The organism is Micromonospora sp. RP3T (assembly GCF_003027925.1).
In the GTDB taxonomy this organism is placed as follows: domain Bacteria; phylum Actinomycetota; class Actinomycetes; order Mycobacteriales; family Micromonosporaceae; genus Micromonospora.
In genome coordinates this window covers 1-3,747 of sequence record NZ_PYPS01000078.1, presented here as the reverse complement: position 1 = coordinate 3,747, position 3,747 = coordinate 1, and the positions used below count along the sequence as shown (strand labels likewise).

Here is a 3,747-nt window from a genome sequence, read left to right as displayed (position 1 = left end):
GGTGCGATCTCGGCCCACAACTCATCCGAGACGATCCACGGCGGCTGCTCACCCCTCCTCACGTTCAGACGAAACGAGCCTCACATCCAGTCGGTTACGCCCAACATCATTAAGTTAGGACCTCTAATAGGGGGCCCCGCCTTTCACGGGCCGCACGGCGTGGGCGAGGGCGTCGGCTAGCGGCGGGAGGTCCGTGTCGTCGAGGGTGCTCACCGTGATCCGGACGGCGGGCGCGGCGGCAATCCGGTAGAGGCCACCGGGCGCCACCGACCAGCCGGCGTCGCGCAGGGCGGTGACCGCGACCGTCTCGTCCGGCACCGGCACCCAGACGTTGATCCCGGTGCGCCCGTGCGCGGCCAGCCCGCGCGCGGCGAGCGCGGCGACCAGCCCGTCCCGCCGCCGGTCGTAGCCGTCCGCCGCGCGCCGCACCAGCTCGGCGGTACCCGGATCACGCCAGAGCGCCAGGACCAGGTGTTGCAGCACGGTGGAGACCCAACCGGCGCCGACCTGCGCCCGGCCGGCCACCCGGGCCACCGTGGCCTCGTCGCCGGCCAGCACGGCGAGCCGCAGGTCGGGCCCGTAGGGCTTGCTCACCGACCGGACCAGGGCCCACGCCGGGGTCACCCCGGCGAGCGGGTGCAGGGGTACGCGGGCCAGCTCGGCGGCGTGGTCGTCCTCGATCAGCAGCAGGTCGGCCCAGTCGGCGAGCAGCGTGCGCAGCGCCTCGGCCCGGTCGGCGGAGACGGCCGCACCGGTCGGGTTCTGGGCCCGGCTGGTCACCACCAGCGCCCGAACGCCGGCGGCCAGCGCGACCCGCACCCCGGCCACGGTCGGGCCCTCGTCGTCCACCGGCACCCCGACGGTACGCAGCCCGAGCGCGGCGATCAGGTCGAGCAGGTTGGCCCACCCGGGGTCCTCCACCGCGACCGCGTCACCGGGCCGCAGGTGGGCGGCGAGCAGCCGCTCGATGCCGTCCAGCGCGCCGCCGGTCACGGTCAGCTCGTCGGCCGGCACCCCGTCGGCGGCGAGCCGTTCCCGGGCGGCGGCGGCCAGTTCGGGCAGGACGGCGGCGTCCGCGTACCCGGTGGCGGGCCCGAATCCGGCGGCGAGCGCGGCCAGGTGCGGCCCGAGCGGCGGCAACAGCCGGCGGTCGGGGTGGCCGCTGGCGAGGTCGTGGGCATCGGGGCGCGGTGGCGGCAGCAGCGCCGCGCGGCGGGCGGCCACCGGCGGGCGGGGTCGGACCCGGGTGCCGTGCCGGCCGGCGGTGACGACCAGGCCACGCTGCCGCAGGTCCTGGTACGCCCGGGCGACGGTGGCCGGGCTGACGCCCAACTCGCCGGCGAGCGCCCGGACCGCGGGCAGCGGGTCGCCCGGCGCGAGCGCGCCGGTGCGGACGGCGGATTCCACGCTCGCCGAAATGGCCGCCGACGTGGCACCACTGATCTGATAACGTGCTGACACAGTTCGGAGATTGTACTAGAACAAAAGCGGGAGATCACATGTACCCCCGGACCGAACGCACCACCGCCACCCGCACCCGCGACCGGATGCACTACGACCGGGCCACCGCCCACGCGCTGCTCGACGAGGCGTACCACTGCGCGCTGGCGTTCACCTCCGACGGCGAGCCACGCGTCCTGCCGACCCTGCACGTCCGCGTCGACGAAACGCTCTACCTGCACGGCTCCACCGGCAGCCGGCCGCTGCTCGCCGCCCGGGGCGCGGACGGGCTGCCGGTCAGCGTCGCGGTCACCCACCTCGACGGGCTGGTCTACGCCCGCTCCCAGTTCCACCACAGCGCCAACTACCGCTCGGTCGTCGCGCACGGCACCGCCCGGCTGGTCACCGACGAGCGGGAGAAGGCCGCCGTGCTGACCGCGCTGGTGGAGAAGGTGGCCGCCGGCCGGTCCGCCGAGAGCCGGCCGCCGAACCGGCGCGAGCTGGCCGAGACCGCGGTGCTGGCGCTGCCCCTGCGGGAGGTGTCGGTGCGGATGCGCACCGGAGGCGTCAACGACGAGCCGGCCGACGCGGAGCTGCCGTACTGGGCCGGGGTGCTGCCGCTACAGGTGACGCCGGGCCGGCCCGAACCGGACGCCGGCGTCGTCGCGCCGGTGCCGGCGTACCTGCGGTCGGCCCGCTCGCCCTGGCAGGATCCGGTGGTGCTGCGCGGCGAGCACGTCGTGCTGGAACCGCTGGACCTCGCGCACGCCGACGAGCTGTACGCCGCGACCGGGGACCCGGACGTCTGGCGGCACCTGGGCACCCGACAGCCGGTCGACGTCGCCGGGATGCGGCGGATCATCGCCGGCTACCTCGACGCCCAGCAGGATGGCGAGCAGGTGTGCTGGGCGCAGCGCTGCGCCCGCACCGGCGCCGTCGTCGGCACCACCTCCTGGTACGAGATCGACCCGGCCCGCCGGTCGCTGGCGATCGGCTACACCTGGCTGGGCCGGCCGTGGTGGCGGACCGGCATCAACACGGAGGCGAAGCTGCTGCTGCTCACCCGGGCGTTCGAGGAGCTGGACGCGGTCCGCGTGGTCTGGCACACCGACATCCGCAACGAGCGCTCCCAGCGGGCCATCGAACGGCTCGGCGCGACTCGGGAGGGAGTGCTGCGGCACCACCGGCAACGGCCCGACGGCTCCTGGCGGGACACCGTGCAGTATTCGATGCTCGCGCCGGAGTGGCCGGACGCGCGGGCCCGGCTCCGCGCACACTGACCGGTTGGACGGGGCCCCATTTCTACCGGAGGCGTTGAGCAGGGGCCCCGCCTTGCACCGCGTCAGGTGCCGTCGCCGCCGCCACCGCCGCCGACGCCCGCGCCGCCGGCCGTGCCGCCGAGGCCGTAGCCGGGTGCGACGGGCTGGTCGGGATGGCGGCTGACGTGCGCCGACTCCCGGATCATGGCCGACCAGTCCGCGTGTGCGGCGGCTGCGGCGTGCCGGTCGATGGCGTGCCGCAGCCAGCCGTCCACGGTGGCCACCCAGTCCCGCTGGTCCGCGCCGGCGTGCCAGACCCGGAACCGGCTGATGCTCTGATGGGTCACCCCGGCCAGGGACAGCCGCCGGTCCAGCCAGAACAACACCTCCATGCCGGCCGGGTCGGTCAGCATGATCACTTCCAGCTCGGTCATCGGGCCGGCGTAGAGCGGGGCGGCCCAGAAGCCGAGCCGCTGCTGGAACGGCAGCGTCTGCGCCACCCCGGGCAACCGGCCCTGCTGGAGTCCCGCCTGCCGCATCACGAAGCCGAGCGTGTCCAACGCGGCGAGCAGGTGCTGCTGGGTGGGCAGCGGGTGGATCAGGACCGGCACCATCTCGCCCTGGTCGAGGTCCGGGTCGACGGACACCTCGGTCCGCAGCCCGGTACGCAACGTCATCAACGGCACCCCGCCGAACACCGTCACCGGCGTCGCCCAGGGCAGCGGCACGGCGAAGTCCACCGCCCGCCGCCGCCCGCCCGGCACCACGAACCGGCCCGCGATCGGCCACTGGTGGTACTGCACCAGCCGGCGCGGCGCCCCCGGGTCCTCCGGCTCGACCTGGGTGACCAGCCCGAGGCGGATGTGCCGGACCAGGACGTCCTCGCCGTCGGCGGCCAACGTCACGCGCCCCGGCAGGCGCAGGCCCGGCCGGGTGCTCGGATTGGGCAGCGTGGTGGTGACCGAGAGCCCGGTCCAGGCCGACCCCCGCGACACCCCGGTGAGCCGCATACCGAGGCGTTCCCCCTCCCCACCCACCCACACCCCCT

The 3,747-nt window shown here is 75.4% G+C and carries 3 protein-coding genes; 1 reads left to right on the top strand and 2 read right to left on the bottom strand.

From position 1 onward, the window contains the following. Positions 1–123 precede the first annotated feature (123 nt). On the bottom strand, positions 124–1,461 hold the full coding sequence (locus tag C8054_RS31465) for an aminotransferase class I/II-fold pyridoxal phosphate-dependent enzyme (RefSeq protein ID WP_107162781.1): 1,338 nt from the start codon (positions 1,459–1,461) through the stop codon (positions 124–126). A gap of 38 nt (positions 1,462–1,499) precedes the next feature. Here C8054_RS31465 and C8054_RS31460 point away from each other — a divergent pair, with 38 nt between their 5' ends. Next, a complete protein-coding gene (locus C8054_RS31460) occupies positions 1,500–2,720 on the top strand; it encodes a bifunctional pyridoxamine 5'-phosphate oxidase family protein/GNAT family N-acetyltransferase (RefSeq protein WP_107162780.1) in 1,221 nt (406 codons plus the stop codon). Between the two features lie 62 nt (positions 2,721–2,782). Here C8054_RS31460 and C8054_RS31455 read toward each other — a convergent pair whose 3' ends face one another. Next, the gene (locus C8054_RS31455) at positions 2,783–3,709 is read right to left on the bottom strand and encodes a sporulation protein (RefSeq protein WP_107162779.1); all 927 of its coding nucleotides are present in this window, start codon (positions 3,707–3,709) and stop codon (positions 2,783–2,785) included. Positions 3,710–3,747 lie beyond the last annotated feature (38 nt).